The following is a 14,873-nucleotide window of genomic DNA, read 5'->3' as shown; positions in this document are numbered from 1 at the left end:
TGTGGATTATGTCATTGAAATGTTGAATATACGCAAAGAATTCCCTGGCATTGTAGCAAATGATAACATTACGCTGCAGCTAAAAAAGGGCGAAATTCATGCGCTGCTTGGTGAAAACGGCGCTGGAAAATCAACGCTTATGAACGTGCTTTTCGGACTGTATCAGCCTGAAAAAGGTGAAATCAAGGTACACGGAAAACCGGTTACAATCTCAAGTCCAAATGATGCAAGTGATTTAGGCATTGGAATGGTCCATCAGCATTTTATGCTAGTTGATACATTTACTGTGGCTGAAAACATCATTTTAGGAAAAGAGCCAAAGAAATTTGGAAAGATTGACAAAGAACAAGCCATTCAGCAAGTGCAGGAACTTTCTGACCGTTATGGACTGAAAATAGACCCTGCCGCTAAAGTATCTGACATCTCAGTCGGTATGCAGCAGCGAGCAGAAATCTTAAAAACACTATACCGCGGCGCTGACATCTTGATCTTCGACGAACCAACAGCCGTCTTAACACCTCAAGAAATAAAAGAACTCATACAAATTATGAAAAACTTAATTAATGAAGGCAAATCCATTATATTAATTACCCACAAGCTAAAAGAAATTATGGATGCCTGTCATCGCGTGACCATTATCCGAAAAGGGCAAGGTATTCGTACACTTGATGTGGAACACACAAACAAAGACGAGCTTGCCAGTTTAATGGTCGGCCGCGAAGTCTCATTTAAAACAGACAAAAAAGCAGCCTCCCCTGCTGAAGAAGTCTTGCAAATTCAAGATCTCACTGTCAAAGATGCGCGAGGAATTGAAGCCGTGAAACAACTCAATTTATCAGTGAAAGCTGGTGAGATTGTCGGAATTGCGGGTGTAGACGGAAATGGTCAATCTGAATTAATTGAAGCCATTACAGGTCTGAAAAAATCCGAATCTGGCACGATCATGCTAAACGGGAAAGCCATTCAAAATCTCCCGCCTCGTAAGGTCACAGAATCTGGTATCGGACATATTCCTCAAGACCGTCATAAGCACGGACTTGTCCTTGACTTTTCAATTGGAGAAAATATTTCCTTACAAACGTATTATCAGCGTCCATATTCGAAGTTTGGCTTGATGAATATGAAAAATATTTATCAAAAAGCAAAACGAATCATTGCTGAATACGACGTACGGACGCCTAGTGAATATACAGAAGCACGTGCGCTATCAGGCGGTAACCAGCAAAAAGCCATTATTGGCCGTGAAGTGGACCGAAATCCTGATTTATTAATTGCTGCACAGCCGACACGTGGACTTGATGTCGGAGCCATTGAGTTTGTTCATAAACGTCTGATTGAACAAAGGGATTCAGGCAAAGCTGTTCTGCTCATCTCCTTTGAGCTTGATGAAATTATCAATGTCAGTGATAAGATTGCTGTGATTTTCGAAGGCAGCATTATTGCCATTGTGGATCCAAAAGAAACAACAGAGCAAGAACTTGGTCTGTTAATGGCTGGAAGTACGCAACAGGAAGTGGGGAAAGAAGCAAATGTCTAATCGCTTAACAAATCTGCTGATTCCGCTTATCGCCATTGTACTTGGTCTTTTCGTTGGGGCCATCATTATGCTGGCAAGCGGTTATAGTGTCATCGAAGGTTATAGCGCCCTTTGGAATGGCGTCTTCGGTGAAACCTATTATATGGGAGAAACCATCCGACAAGTCACTCCTTATATTTTATCAGGACTTGCTGTTGCCTTTGCATTTCGGACAGGCCTCTTTAATATCGGGGTAGAAGGTCAAATGCTGATTGGCTGGGTTGCTGCTGTATGGATCGGCACAACTGTCCATGCCCCTATGTATATCCATTTGCCTCTTGCACTGATCACAGCTGCTGCTGCTGGTGCATTATGGGGCTTTATTCCCGGATTTTTAAAAGCTCGTTTTTACGTACATGAAGTCATTGTCACCATCATGATGAACTACATTGCCCTTCATGTCACAAATTATTTAATCTCAAATGTCTTAACAAACAATAAAGATAAAACAGAAAAAATTGATGCAACAGCTTCCCTTCGATCTGGTTTTTTTGAGCAGATCACTGATTTCTCTAGAATGCATAATGGGATTTTTGTTGCCATTATTGCGGCTGTTGTCATGTGGGTTATTATCCAGAAAACCTCTAAAGGGTTTGAATTACGCGCAGTTGGGATGAACCAGCAGGCCTCTCATTATGCTGGGATGAACGTTCGACGCAACATCATTTATGCGATGCTCATTTCTGGTGCCTTTGCAGGTCTTGCAGGTGCGATGGAAGGACTCGGAACATTTGAATATGCTTCGATTAAAGGATCATTCACTGGCGTTGGTTTTGACGGAATCGCTGTTGCCTTATTAGGCGGAAATACAGCTATTGGTGTCGTCTTAGCTGCATTATTGCTTGGTGGATTAAAAGTCGGTGCTTTAAACATGCCGCTTGAATCTGGCGTACCGACTGAGGTCGTTGATATTGTGATTGCGATCATTATTCTTTTCGTTGCCTCAAGCTATATCATCCGTCTTGTCATTCAACAATTGAAGAAAAAGGGGGGAAAATAAGTGGGATTTCTGCAAATTCTTGAAATCATCGTCCCGGCTACACTCGTTTATGCTGCACCACTTATTTTAACCGCTCTTGGAGGTGTCTTTTCAGAAAGATCAGGTGTCGTCAATATCGGTCTTGAAGGTTTGATGGTCGTCGGAGCATTTTCTAGTATTATCTTTAACTTAATGTTTGCTGATACGTTTGGTGCCTTGACCCCGTGGCTCGGTCTACTTGTTGGTATGGCCATTGGCGGCGTGTTCTCACTCATTCACGCTGTTGCCACTATTACGTTCAGAGCAGATCAAACGGTCAGTGGTGTTGCGATTAACATGCTTGCCCTTGGTGCTACGCTGTTTGTTGTCAAACTGATTTATGGAAAAGCACAAACGGATAAAATTACAGAACCTTTCTATAAAGGAGATATTCCCCTTTTAAGTGACATTCCAATCATTGGTGATATTTTCTTTAAAGATGTGTATTATACGTCCATTCTCGCATTAGTTCTTGCGGTTGTCGCTTGGTTTGTTTTATTTAAAATGCCGTTTGGCTTACGACTTCGTGCAGTCGGAGAGCATCCAATGGCAGCTGATACAATGGGAATCAAGGTATATCGGATGCGCTATATCGGCGTCTTCATTAGTGGTCTATTTGGCGGTCTTGGTGGAGCCGTGTATGCATCGACCATCGCTCTTGACTTCTCACACGCCACCATTACAGGACAAGGCTTCATTGCGTTAGCCGCCCTTGTTTTCGGGAAATGGCACCCATTTGGCGCTATGGGCGCTGCTTTATTCTTTGGATTTGCACAAAGCTTAAGCATCATTGGCTCTCTGCTTCCGCTGTTTCAAGATATCCCGAACGTGTACATGCTCATTGCACCATATGTGCTGACGATCCTAGCTCTTACTGGCTTCATTGGACGAGCAGACGCTCCAAAAGCACTTGGTACTCCTTATTTAAAAGGAAAACGATAAATAAATACCATGTATGATCACTCCCCTGAAGGACAAACTATCTTCAGGGGATTTTTGTATGATAAAAACGACAAAACCCCCGTTTATTTTACTTTTATTACACTTAATTTAGTTTAATAAATAGATGAGTGTCACAGAATCTTCTACAATTGAGACAAATAGCATTTGGGGGTGTTTATGTGGCTAATACACAACAATTGAAATCGATTACAAACGATTCTGACAATAATAAAAGCGTTTTCCGAAAAATTCTTTCTTGGAAAATTGGTGTTATTGATCTACCTGTGTATATAGTACTTGCAGCGATTATTTTAACTGCCGCTTATTTTAATAAAATTCCAGCAAATATGCTTGGTGGTTTCGCTGTTATTATGATTTTGGGGATTTTCCTAGGAGATGTAGGACAACGTATTCCAATCTTAAAAGATATTGGTGGACCGGCGATTCTTTCTTTATTCGTACCATCGTTCCTGGTCTTTTTTCATGTTCTGAATCCAAACTCGTTGGAAGCGGTTACGTCTCTGATGAAAACGTCGAACTTCCTATACTTCTATATATCTGCTCTTGTAGTAGGTAGTATTCTTGGGATGCAACGAACTGTTTTAGTACAAGGCCTTATTCGTATGTTTGTTCCTCTTGTTGCAGGTACAATTACAGCTGTAGCTGCTGGAATTCTAGTGGGTCTTCTAGTTGGTTACACACCGCATCATTCGTTCTTCTTTATCATTGTACCGATTATTGCCGGTGGTGTCGGTGAAGGGATATTGCCATTATCGATTGCTTATTCGCAAATTCTTGGTGTATCAGCAGAGTCATTAATTTCTCAATTGATTCCGGCTGCTGTTATTGGGAACGTCATTGCCATCATTTGTGCTGGCGCAATGAAAAAGCTTGGTGAAAAACGTCCTGAACTAAACGGGAATGGACGACTTGTTAAATCAAAAGAAGCAAATGAAATCTTTGAACAGCCTGACATGGATACTAAAGTTGACTTCAGCTTAATGGGTGCAGGTGTACTTGTTGCATGTACAACTTTTATCTTTGGCGGCTTATTAGAAAGTTTTGTTCATATTCCAGGTCCAATCTTAATGATTGTTCTTGCTGCATTAATCAAATACTTAAACGTGATGCCTCAGCATTTGCAAAACGGCTCACAACAGTTCTACAAGTTTGTATCGAAAAGCTTTACATGGCCTCTAATGGTTGGTTTAGGAATTCTATACATTCCACTTGATGATGTGGCCACTGTTATTTCGATTCCTTTCGTATGTGTATGTATTGCTGTTGTTCTAGGCATGGTTGGTTCTGGTTACTTTGTTGGTAAATTCATGAACATGTATCCAGTTGAATCTGCCATTGTGACTGGCTGTCACAGTGGATTAGGCGGTACTGGTGATGTTGCGATTCTTTCAGCTTCTGGAAGAATGGGCCTTATGCCTTTCGCTCAAGTCTCTACACGTCTTGGCGGAGCAGCAACCGTTATTTGCGCAACAATCTTACTTAGAATGTTTACTTAAAAAAAGAAACAAAAAGCATGTCCTTTTCATAAGGGACATGCTTTTTTTATATTTCTTTTCTCCCATACATCCTCATTCATCAGCTAATACAATTCGTATATACTCCCGAGGCTGAAAAGGATACTGTTTCGCCTGCGGATAGGTCATATGGAGGAGATGTTCAGAAAATAGCGGCCATTCACTCCCGGCCTGCCACCTTTTTTGATCATTTCGTTCAATCAAGAATGCTCCTCCTAAAATCGTGCAGAATATGCTTAAGCTGATGGCGATCTTTCTTTTCATTTGATCAGCTCCTTTAAGAAAAGCATGTACGAAATACAAAACAATATACAACGAGTTTCATTTTTGATAAAATATTTTTTGTGGTCAAAAGAACTCAAAACAATTCCGATTTGTCGTAAATCAGTTCAAACCAATGCACTATGTCTGTATTTACGCTATAATTTTAGTTACCAGTTCTTTAGAACGTGAATTTATATTGATCAAAGGAGGTTCATTTTCTTGCAGCTTATTCACTTCGCCATCCTATCACCTTTTTTACTTGCCTTTGTCGTCCCTTTTCTCTTTAAATACGTAAGGCGTATACATACAGGATGGTTTGTTCTCATCTTGCCTATTCTTTTATTTACCTATTTCATCCAAATGCTCCAGATCACCTCGAATGGACGAACGTTGTTCTCACAAGCTGAATGGATTCCCTCTCTAGGGATGAATTTCACTGTGTATGTAGATGGTCTCAGCCTGTTATTTGCTTTACTCATCACAGGTATTGGTGCACTTGTGGTACTGTACAGTATTTTCTACTTATCAAAGGAAAAAGAACAGCTTGGCTCTTTCTATACGTATTTATTAATGTTTATGACCGCTATGCTCGGTGTTGTTCTCTCTGACAACATGGTCATACTTTATTTGTTCTGGGAGCTAACTAGTATCTCTTCCTTCCTCTTAATTGGGTATTGGTATAAGCGTGAGCGTTCTCGTTACGGAGCAACCAAATCACTGCTTATTACTGTGTTTGGTGGATTAGCTATGCTTGGCGGCTTCATCCTCATTTACCTGATCACTGATTCATTCAGTATTCGCGAAGCAGTCAATCAGCTTCAGCTCATTATGGCATCACCTTATTTCATCCCTGCGATGGTTCTCATTTTACTAGGGGCCTTCACGAAATCAGCGCAGTTCCCATTTTATATTTGGCTGCCTGATGCTATGGAAGCACCAACCCCTGTAAGCAGTTATCTACATTCTGCTACTATGGTCAAAGCCGGTATTTATCTGGTTGCCCGCTTTAGTCCGATTTTTGCTATATCAGAGGTGTGGTTTTGGACCATTTCGATTGTCGGACTTATCACACTATTCTGGGGATCTTTCCACGCCGTTCGGCAAAATGATTTGAAAGCCATTCTGGCCTTCTCGACAGTGAGTCAACTCGGGATGATTATGCTCATGCTAGGAGTAGGCGCAGCTGCCATTCATGAAAACAACCCTGCCTTTTTTGGCGCAGCCGTTCTTGCTGCTATTTTTCATCTCATTAACCACGCAACCTTTAAAGGTAGTCTCTTTATGGCAGCAGGGATTATCGATCACGAAACAGGTACACGTGATATTCGCAAATTAGGTGGATTAATGACCATCATGCCAATTACCTTTACGATTACGTTAATTGGTACATTCTCGATGGCTGGACTCCCGCCTTTTAATGGGTTTTTAAGTAAAGAGCTATTTTTCACAAGTATGATCCGGATTTCTGAGATCAGCTTTACGGATGTGTCAACATGGGGGGCTATCTTCCCTGCTATCGCTTGGCTCGCTAGTGTGTTTACGTTCATCTACAGTATGATGATCGTCTTCAAAACATTTAGAGGCCGTCTGAATGTCGATCAATTGGAGAAAAAACCGCATGAAGCACCGATTGGTATGCTGATCCCGCCAATTATTTTAGCTACACTTGTGGTCACGTTTTTCTTTTTCCCTAATATTCTTGCCTATTCTGTCATTGAACCTGCCATTCAAGCGATCATTCCAGAAGCCATTCAAACAGGAAGCCGCTTTGCCGTAAAAATTGAAGCGTGGCATGGATTCCAGCCAGAGCTTTACATGACAATTGGTGTAGTTGCGCTCGGTACCATTGGCTATTTAACGCTGTCAAAATGGCGCCCAATGTACAACATATTTAAGGAAAAATGGTCATTTAACGCTTTGTATGATCGTTCACTTATAGGTGTAGAAAAAGGGTCATACCGCCTAACAAACAGCTATATGACAGGATTCCTTCGTGACTATCTTGTCTATGTATTTGGGTTTATGATTATCGTGCTTGGCAGCGTGATGTTCTACAAGCAAGCCTTCTCATTTCAAACTGAGCACGCTGCATCAATCGGCACGTACGAAGTCATCCTTTCACTTGTGATGGTCGCAGCGACAGTCACGACTGTATTTGCTCGTTCACGCTTAACAGCTATTATTGCGCTAGGTGTTATGGGCTACACGCTGTCACTATTCTTCGTGATTTTCAGAGCACCTGACCTTGCGCTGACACAGCTTATTATTGAAACCATTTCTGTCGCGCTGTTTTTACTTTGCTTCTATCATTTGCCAAAGCTGAGTCTGAAGCAAAAAACACGAAGATTTAAATTAACAAATTTGATCATCTCATTAGGTGTTGGAGTCGTTGTCACCTGTCTTGCTTTCGCTTCAACAAGCCAGCAGTCTCTTGACACGATTTCAACGTACTTCATTGAAAACAGCTACAAACTGGCTGGCGGAGACAATATTGTCAATGTCATTCTTGTCGATTTCAGGGGCTTTGATACACTCTTTGAGATTACAGTGCTGGCCATTGCGGCACTCGGTATTTATGGATTATTGAAGGTAAAAGCACAAGGAAAACGGAAGAGAGGCGTACGGCGATGAGAAAGATTGATACGAATGATATGCTCTTACAAGTCACTACTAAAATTACAGCATTCATCATCTTGCTTTTCTCACTTCACCTATTTCTTGCAGGACATAATAATCCTGGCGGAGGATTCATTGGCGGCTTGATGAGTGCTGGTGCTGTCGTCCTTCTGCTTTTAGCCTATGACCTTAAAACAGTGAGACGCATTTTACCATTTGACTTTATTTATGTGGCTGGTGTCGGTTTGCTCGTTGCCATCCTAACAGGCATGGGATCTTTTCTGTTCGGAGCACCTTTCCTATCCCATGCATTTGATTATTTCCAACTGCCGTTTCTAGGGAAAACAGAACTGGCGACAGCAGTCCTGTTTGATATCGGTGTGTATTTAGTTGTTGTTGGTGTCACCATGACCATTATTCAAACGATTGGAGAGAAGGAATAATGGAATTTCTAATGTCTATTATCGTCGGAATCATTTTTATGGCAGCGACCTATTTAATGCTTTCAAAAAGCCTTCTGCGGGTCATCGTCGGTACTGCCGTTTTAAGTCACGGCGTCCATTTGCTTCTATTAACAATGGGCGGTTTAAAAAAGGGAGCACCTCCTATTTTGAAAGAGGGGCTCACATCCTATGTAGATCCATTGCCACAAGCATTAATTTTAACAGCCATTGTCATTGCTTTTGGTGTAACATCCTTTTTGCTCGTGATGGCCTTCCGTGCCTTCCAAGAGCTGAGAACAGATGACATGGATCAAATGAGAGGAAATGATCAGCATGAATAATCTCGTGATCCTGCCTATATTAATACCATTACTAGCTGCTACATTATTGATTTTTATGAATAAAAACACCATGCTGTCGAGAGGCTTTAGTGTATTTGCATCTCTTTTAGCCATTATCTGTAATGTCTATTTGGTCCAAACGATTTTCACAAACGGCATACAAACCCTTTATTTGGGTGGCTGGAAAGCACCGTTTGGCATTGCCCTTGTGGCCGATCAGTTTGCTGCACTTCTTGTGCTGACCGCTTCCATTGTTGGACTTGTCACAGTTCTTTTTTCCTTTCAAACGATTGGGAAAGAAAGAGAGCGGCTGTTCTATTATTCTGGTGTCCAATTCTTGTTGGCTGGCGTCAGTGGTGCCTTTTTAACAGGAGATATTTTCAACCTGTTTGTCTTCTTTGAATTGTTGCTGATGGCATCTTATATGCTCATTGTTCTGGGTGGTTCAAAGCCTCAACTTCGTGAATCACTGAAATACATTGTGTTTAATATTATCTCATCGGCATTATTTATTGTTGGCGTAGCGTGTTTATATGCAGTCACAGGCACACTGAACATGGCTGATTTAAGTGTGAAAATAGCTGAATCTGGGCAAACAGGGTTAATCACCGTGATTGCCATTCTGTTCCTGATTGTATTTGGCTTAAAAGCTGGGGTGTTCCCGCTTTATTTCTGGCTGCCAGGGTCTTATCATGCACCGCCGGCAGCGATTTCAGCTTTGTTTGGTGCACTGCTGACAAAGGTCGGGCTATATGCGATTGCCAGAGTCTTTACGCTCATCTTTATACATGATACAGGTTTTACACATACAATTATGGCCTGGCTAGCCGCTCTAACGGTTATATTCGGTGTCATTGGCTCTATCGCCTATTCTGATGTGCAAAAAATTGTGATTTATAACATTGTCACAGCTGTTGGTGTCATTTTGTTTGGGATTGCGGCCAATACACCGGCATCACTTCAAGGCGCCATTTATTATCTCATTCACGATATGGTGATCAAAGGAGCTCTATTTATGCTCGCAGGGGCACTGTTTGTGTATGCTGGAACCAATCATCTGAAAAAAATGGGTGGGCTGATTCAATCCCAGCCTCTACTCGGCTGGATGTTCTTCATATCGGCTTTATCACTTGCGGGTATTCCTCCGCTAAGTGGATTTGTTGGCAAGCTGAAAATTGTTGAAGGTGGGTTTTCTGCTGGGTACATGACGTTCTCTATCCTTGTTTTACTGTCCAGTCTTCTTGTCCTTTATTCTGTTATGAGGATTTTCATGCTCGCGTTTTGGGGAGAGGAACAGGATATGCGAAGAAGAAAGCCATCCATTAGAGGAATGGTGTATCCTGGGGTACTGCTTGTTATCTTATCGCTTGCGATTGGATTAGGCACAGAATTCATTGCACCTTATATCAATCAAGCTGCGGAAATGCTTTCAACACCAGAAAAATATATTCAAGCTGTGCTGAAGGAGTAGATGAACATGGCCTTTCAAATATTATTAAACGCTCTCCTCGCCTTTACATGGATGTTTATGAATGATACATACAGAGCTGCAGACTTTGTATCAGGCTTTGCACTAGGGATGATCGCCATTTTTATGCTACGGCGATTCTTCCCTCAACGTTTTTACGGCTATGCCCTTTATGCGATTTTCAAGCTCGTCATCATTTTTATCAGAGAGCTGCTTCTTGCTAATTTGAGTGTACTCAAGACGGTGTTATCTCCAAAGCTTAAGATCAAGCCTGGTATTTTCGCCTTTCGTACAGATTTAAAAACAGATTGGGAAATCACCATACTGGCCAATATGATTACATTAACACCTGGTACACTGGTCATCGATATTTCCGATGATCGTTCGATTTTATACATTCATGCGATGGATATTGAAGATGCTGAAAAAGCCATCCACGATATTCGGGTATCATTTGAAAAAGCGATTCAGGAGGTGAGCGGTAAGTAATGGAACTGATCTTGCAAATGTCACTTGGAATTCTTGCGCTGTCTACTTTGCTTTTTGTCATACGGGTCATCAAAGGACCTTCTATCCCAGATCGCGTTAGTGCGCTTGATGCGATAGGAATCAATTTAATTGGGATGACAGCCATCGTGTCTATCTTACTGAAAACCACTACGTTCTTTGAAATTATTTTACTGCTCGGTATTCTTGCCTTTATAGGCACTGTCGCTTTTTCCAAATTCCTTGAGAAAGGGGAAGTGATTGAAAATGATCGTCATCGCTAAAGCGATCGTGATTTTCTTTATTCTGCTTGGCGCCATCCTCTGTTTGATTTCAGCCATTGGTGTCCTTCGCCTGCCGGATGTTTACACACGTATGCATGCTGCATCAAAAGCATCGACACTTGGTGTTGTTCTCATTTTAGTTGGTGTGTTCTTTCATGAATGGTTTCTTGCAGGGATCATCTCTGCGAAAATCCTGCTTGGGATTGTCTTTATCTTTCTGACCGCACCAGTCGGCGCTCATTTGATCGGAAGAGCCGCTTACAACACTGGTGTGAAAATGGACAAACGAAGTGTCCAAGATGATTATGGCGGTTTCCGTAACTTTGTCATTAAACGAAAAGAAGACTCTTATTTATAAATGAAGAATATGACATTCAGGTCTTGTTCACTTTACCTGCATGTTCATAAAAGGGTATTAAAAAAAGCTTCCGCTGCACCGGGAGCTTTTTTATATGCGATCAATGACAGCGAGTGTACATCTTGACGTACAGATATGACGGTCTCGATCATCTTTTATATCGATTTGGAATACCATTGTACGCCGCCCTACATGTACAGGAACAGCTGTAGCTGTCACCACTCCATCACGTACAGATTTTAAATGATTGGCATTGATTTCAATACCTGAACAAACCTGCTTCGTTAAATCCAAATGAGCAGCAGCACCCATGCTTGCCACTGTTTCTGCTAGAGCAGCTGATGCTCCTCCATGCAGTAATCCAAATGGCTGTTTTGTTCGGTGATCGACTGGCATTGTCGCCACGCATCGTGACGTATTGCATTCCACAATCTCAATCCCCAGTGCCTCAAGCAGTGTATTTGAACAACTCACATCCATCAAGGCCCTCTCCCTTCACACGTTTACAGCACACTTTCCGATTTTGCAATTAACACCGCTTCCGTTCGAGATCCAACATTCAGCTTATTAAAGATGGAGGTCAAACTGTATTCAATCGAGCGTTTGCTCAAATGAAGCACATCGGCGATCTCTTGGTTTGTGTACCCTTTTTCCACTTCTCTTAAGATTAAACATTCACGCTCTGTTAACAGCTCATGATCCGTCTGCTGCGCCTGTTCTGGCTTCTCTTGCTGCTGTGAAATTAATTTCTTTAAATAGGATAGCTGAATGACAACTTCTCCTTGCAATGTGCGGTGTATGTATTCAATGATTTTGTCTTTTGTCTCTGTTTTACTTATTGCACCATGCAATCCAGCTCGAATGGCCTCTTCGAAATAATCATCTACTTCATATCCTGTATAAATGATAATTTTCACTTGTTGATTCGTTTCTAGAATTTGTTTGGCAATGTCCATTCCATTGATATCCCCGAGATTTAAATCCATCAAGATCACATCATAGATGGAAAAGTCATGCGTCTTTAAAAAGGCGCCTTCTGCATCAGGACTTAAACAATCGACTGATAGCTGCTGATCTGATTCTAATATGCTTTTTGTCCCTTCCATGACAGCCGGATGATCATCAATGACCAATATCTTCTTCATGTCTTCCTCCCTTTAAATCACTCACTTCCATTTTATATAAAAGACTTGGCAGATGCCAAGTCTTATTCCTTAAGAAATCGTTACAATTCCATTTCAATTTTCACCTTGAGCCCTTTTTCAGGTGCTGTGTGAATTTGAAGCTTTCCATTTAGAGCTTTGACTCGTTCCCTTATGCCAGAAAGACCCATGCTCATCGTGTGCTGATCAAGCTGGCTTGCATCAAATCCGACTCCATCGTCCTCATAATGGAGAACAACTTGATCTTTAATACAAATGAGCATCACTAAGACTTGGCTGGCCTTAGAATGCTTCAACGCATTGGATAACAGTTCCTGCACTATCCGGTAAATATTCAGCTGTGAGTCAATATCAATGTCCAATTCTTTATCAAATCGGGTTGTATTCAGCCTAATATGAAATGGCGCTTCCTCTTGAATTTGCGAAGTCAGCTTCGAAATTGCCTTCACTAACCCCAAATCATAGAGGAGCTGCGGCCGAAGTTCATGACATGTTTCTCTCGTGGTTTGAATCACCTTAGACATTTGTTCATTCCATGAGATCAATGAATTTTCAATAGATGTTGGGCATTGGTTGTTTTGGAAATTGGTTAAGAACATCTCGGACTGTCTCTTCAGTGAAATCAAATCCTGCAGCACAGAATCATGAAGATCCCTCGCTAAATCTGAGCGCTGCTTCTCTTCCATGGCGAACATGACTTTCTTCAGCCAGGCGGGATTGGCTTCCCGCTGTTTCAAATCCTCAAGATGTTCCATCAGTTCTTCGATCTTGACGACATTTTCTAAACTGACACTTGTGTAAAATGCCAATGTTTTCAGCCATGAGATTTCATCGCGGGTCAATTTCGGCGTCTGTATATTGGATAAGCAGCAAATCATAAACGAGTGACCGCCCCGCTCTCCAATTTTCATCATAAACCCTTTATCAAGCTCGATGATTTTCCCAACTTCACCTAAAATATCTTGAAATTGATCCACGTATTCTTTCCATAACTTACTATCATTTGTTGATTCATCAATTTCAATCATTTCTCCATTAGCCTTCACCTCTAGCACAAAGGCTTTATTCACAACGAGCACTTCTAAAATAGTGTATTTCAAATGATACAGTACTTGATGAAGTGATGACGCCTCACGAATAAGCTGCGTAAATTTAAACACGCTGTCTTGGTAATTATACTTCTCTGAAAAACGTTTCAAACGAAAACGGAAATCTAAAATTTCTTTAAAATAGAAAACAGCCAACATGAGTGTATATGTGATGAATGCGAGCTTCAGTGTGTACTTTAAATCTTCTGGTTTTTGCAGAATATAAAACGTGACAACAACTAAAATGGTCGGTGTAATGGCAATAAATCCATAGTATTTAAGTCTACTAATCAAGAAATCCATATTGTAAAGTTTGTTCGTCATGAATTGATACACGAGTGAAAAAGGAATGAGCAATACAAAAGAAGTTAAGAAAAAGGGATCTACAACATAAATACGAAACAAAACATATGGAATTGCAAATAAAAAAATAAACGGACAAAATGCTATGATATTAATCATGACAAAAAACTTTAAAACAGACCCCTGCTCTGTCTCTTTATATTTCTGCATTCCATTAATAATGACTTTGAATGACATGATAATAGAAGCAAAAAAGAATAAAAGATTTAAACTCGGCATGTATCTGGCTATCGCCGAATCAATTGGAACAAACAGCTCTATTACTAGATTAGTTATAGGAAGACTATATAAAATATAAATTGTTTTTCGAGTCGTTATATGCAGGTCAAACTCTTTGAAATATTGATAAATGAAATGAATATAAAAGATAAATACACTTGATAAACAAAATGTGATGACATAATGGCTAAATCTATCACCAATACCCGAAGTACCTGCACTAAGATATCCGATACAAATCGTTAATAAAAATAAAACTAAAAGAAATGCTGATTTTCGTTGGATCTCTTTGTTAATACGAATGATAAAGAAGATACAAAATAAACATATTGAATACAGGATGAGAGGAATTATATAGACAAATAAACTTTCTTGACCAATCAATGTCTTATTTTTTAGGGTGATCATTTGGTTGCCTCTTTGAATATCAATTCTTTGCACATTCCTAAGCTCACCATTGATCAAATGATCTTTATTGTTAGCAGATTCTCCATTGATTTTAAGTATAATATCTCCTTCTTCTAATCCTGATGTGTAGGCTAAAGAAAGATATTCGACTTTGACAACTTCTGCTTGACCATTCTTGTTCTCCGCAACACGTGCTCCATTAAAAATATCAAATACATAAATATATGAAACATAGATCACAAATAAAAAAGACAGAAAAACCAAAAAAGCAGATAGTTTCGTATAAGTTATCTTCATGTAT

Annotated in this window: 15 protein-coding genes; 11 read left to right on the top strand and 4 right to left on the bottom strand. The window is 40.5% G+C overall.

Annotation, left to right across the window (positions count from 1 at the left end; translation table 11 throughout):
- The first annotated feature begins 1 nt into the window (after position 1).
- The 4 genes from ACTJJD_RS11915 to ACTJJD_RS11900 all read left to right on the top strand — a co-directional run bounded on the left by ACTJJD_RS11915 (position 2) and on the right by ACTJJD_RS11900 (position 5,053).
- Positions 2-1,537, top strand: coding sequence for an ABC transporter ATP-binding protein (locus tag ACTJJD_RS11915; RefSeq protein WP_008345830.1), 1,536 nt, complete (start codon positions 2-4; stop codon positions 1,535-1,537).
- Entirely contained in the window at positions 1,530-2,576 is a 1,047-nt protein-coding gene (locus ACTJJD_RS11910; protein ID WP_017367955.1) for an ABC transporter permease, read from the top strand. The genes ACTJJD_RS11915 and ACTJJD_RS11910 overlap by 8 nt, the downstream gene beginning before the upstream one ends.
- Positions 2,577-3,536, top strand: coding sequence for an ABC transporter permease (locus ACTJJD_RS11905; protein ID WP_008345835.1), 960 nt, complete (start codon positions 2,577-2,579; stop codon positions 3,534-3,536).
- A 179-nt stretch (positions 3,537-3,715) separates the two neighbouring features.
- Positions 3,716-5,053, top strand: a complete 1,338-nt coding sequence (locus tag ACTJJD_RS11900; RefSeq protein ID WP_017367956.1) for a 2-hydroxycarboxylate transporter family protein — start codon at positions 3,716-3,718, stop codon at positions 5,051-5,053.
- A 72-nt stretch (positions 5,054-5,125) separates the two neighbouring features.
- On the opposite strand, the gene ACTJJD_RS11895 is transcribed toward ACTJJD_RS11900, so the two are convergent.
- Positions 5,126-5,335, bottom strand: a complete 210-nt coding sequence (locus ACTJJD_RS11895; RefSeq protein WP_017358947.1) for a hypothetical protein — start codon at positions 5,333-5,335, stop codon at positions 5,126-5,128.
- Between the two features lie 219 nt (positions 5,336-5,554).
- Here ACTJJD_RS11895 and ACTJJD_RS11890 point away from each other — a divergent pair, with 219 nt between their 5' ends.
- Genes ACTJJD_RS11890 through mnhG form a run of 7 tightly spaced genes read left to right on the top strand, consistent with a single transcriptional unit; the run spans position 5,555 to position 11,331 of the window.
- Entirely contained in the window at positions 5,555-7,966 is a 2,412-nt protein-coding gene (locus ACTJJD_RS11890; RefSeq protein WP_440608431.1) for a Na+/H+ antiporter subunit A, read from the top strand.
- On the top strand, positions 7,963-8,394 hold the full coding sequence (locus ACTJJD_RS11885; RefSeq protein WP_008345843.1) for a Na(+)/H(+) antiporter subunit B: 432 nt from the start codon (positions 7,963-7,965) through the stop codon (positions 8,392-8,394). The genes ACTJJD_RS11890 and ACTJJD_RS11885 overlap by 4 nt, the downstream gene beginning before the upstream one ends.
- The gene (locus ACTJJD_RS11880) at positions 8,394-8,735 is read left to right on the top strand and encodes a Na(+)/H(+) antiporter subunit C (RefSeq protein WP_003213576.1); all 342 of its coding nucleotides are present in this window, start codon (positions 8,394-8,396) and stop codon (positions 8,733-8,735) included. Before ACTJJD_RS11885 ends, ACTJJD_RS11880 begins: the two co-directional genes overlap by 1 nt.
- A complete protein-coding gene (locus ACTJJD_RS11875; RefSeq protein WP_019744043.1) occupies positions 8,728-10,206 on the top strand; it encodes a Na+/H+ antiporter subunit D in 1,479 nt (492 codons plus the stop codon). The genes ACTJJD_RS11880 and ACTJJD_RS11875 overlap by 8 nt, the downstream gene beginning before the upstream one ends.
- 6 nt (positions 10,207-10,212) lie before the next feature.
- Entirely contained in the window at positions 10,213-10,692 is a 480-nt protein-coding gene (locus tag ACTJJD_RS11870; RefSeq protein ID WP_008345848.1) for a Na+/H+ antiporter subunit E, read from the top strand.
- Positions 10,692-10,973 carry a Na(+)/H(+) antiporter subunit F1 gene (locus ACTJJD_RS11865; RefSeq protein WP_008345849.1) on the top strand — a complete coding sequence of 94 codons (282 nt, stop codon included), beginning with the start codon at positions 10,692-10,694 and terminating at the stop codon, positions 10,971-10,973. Before ACTJJD_RS11870 ends, ACTJJD_RS11865 begins: the two co-directional genes overlap by 1 nt.
- Positions 10,957-11,331 (top strand): monovalent cation/H(+) antiporter subunit G, encoded by a 375-nt coding sequence (gene mnhG / locus ACTJJD_RS11860; protein ID WP_003213369.1) that lies wholly within the window; start codon positions 10,957-10,959, stop codon positions 11,329-11,331. Before ACTJJD_RS11865 ends, mnhG begins: the two co-directional genes overlap by 17 nt.
- A 90-nt stretch (positions 11,332-11,421) precedes the next feature.
- Here mnhG and ACTJJD_RS11855 read toward each other — a convergent pair whose 3' ends face one another.
- From ACTJJD_RS11855 to ACTJJD_RS11845, 3 genes are all read right to left on the bottom strand, one after another.
- The gene (locus ACTJJD_RS11855) at positions 11,422-11,811 is read right to left on the bottom strand and encodes a hotdog fold thioesterase (RefSeq protein WP_440608430.1); all 390 of its coding nucleotides are present in this window, start codon (positions 11,809-11,811) and stop codon (positions 11,422-11,424) included.
- A 23-nt stretch (positions 11,812-11,834) separates the two neighbouring features.
- Positions 11,835-12,476, bottom strand: coding sequence for a response regulator transcription factor (locus ACTJJD_RS11850; protein ID WP_007500477.1), 642 nt, complete (start codon positions 12,474-12,476; stop codon positions 11,835-11,837).
- Positions 12,477-12,556: 80 nt separating this feature from the next.
- Positions 12,557-14,869 carry an ATP-binding protein gene (locus ACTJJD_RS11845; protein ID WP_144626085.1) on the bottom strand — a complete coding sequence of 771 codons (2,313 nt, stop codon included), beginning with the start codon at positions 14,867-14,869 and terminating at the stop codon, positions 12,557-12,559.
- Positions 14,870-14,873 lie beyond the last annotated feature (4 nt).

Source organism: Bacillus sp. 22446, from assembly GCF_052044955.1.
In the GTDB taxonomy this organism is placed as follows: Bacteria; Bacillota; Bacilli; order Bacillales; family Bacillaceae; genus Bacillus; species Bacillus altitudinis.
Note: the sequence above shows the minus strand (reverse complement) of the source record. Positions and strands in the feature narration are given on the sequence as shown.